Annotated in this window: 1 protein-coding gene; it reads right to left on the reverse strand. The window is 66.9% G+C overall.

Annotated elements, in window-relative coordinates; genetic code table 11:
* A partial coding sequence (locus ACKGJN_RS16650) for an alcohol dehydrogenase catalytic domain-containing protein (protein WP_409540689.1) occupies positions 1–448 on the reverse strand: 448 nt, incomplete at its 3' end.
* Between the last annotated feature and the right edge of the window lie 114 nt (positions 449–562).

Here is a 562-nt window from a genome sequence, read left to right on the forward strand (position 1 = left end):
TCTCCGGGGCCACCGTGAAGTTGGCGAAGGTCGAGCAGCCCATGTAGTGCAGCACCGGCTTGCCATCCAGCGAGAAGCGGCTGGTGCCGTCGGGCATCAGGCCCTTGCCCTGGGTCGTGCGGATCGCCTGGCAGAGGTTGGTCTTGGGGTTGAGGCAGTACTCGCACTGGCGGCACTCGGGCGTGTAGAGCGGGATCACGTGGTCGCCCTTCTTCAGGGACTTCACCCCCGCACCAACCTCGACCACCACCCCGGCACCCTCGTGACCCAGGATCGCCGGAAACAGACCCTCCGGGTCGTCGCCCGACAGCGTGAAGGCATCGGTGTGGCAGATCCCCGTCGCCTTCACCTCAACCAGCACCTCGCCTTCCTTCGGGCCCTCCAGCTGCACCGTCGTCACCTCCAGCGGCTTGCCCGCCGCAATCGCCACCGCTGCCCGTACATCCATCTTTGGTCCCCTGACTTTACGGATTGGAATCGCATCGAAGGGCGGGAGTTTAGGCCGCCGGCCGGGCCGCCGCCACCCCGCGCGGCGCCCCAAATTTGGCCGGGAGAGACTCTT

This window comes from Gillisia xinjiangensis (genome assembly GCF_046298265.1).
Lineage (GTDB): Bacteria > Bacteroidota > Bacteroidia > Flavobacteriales > Flavobacteriaceae > Gillisia > Gillisia xinjiangensis.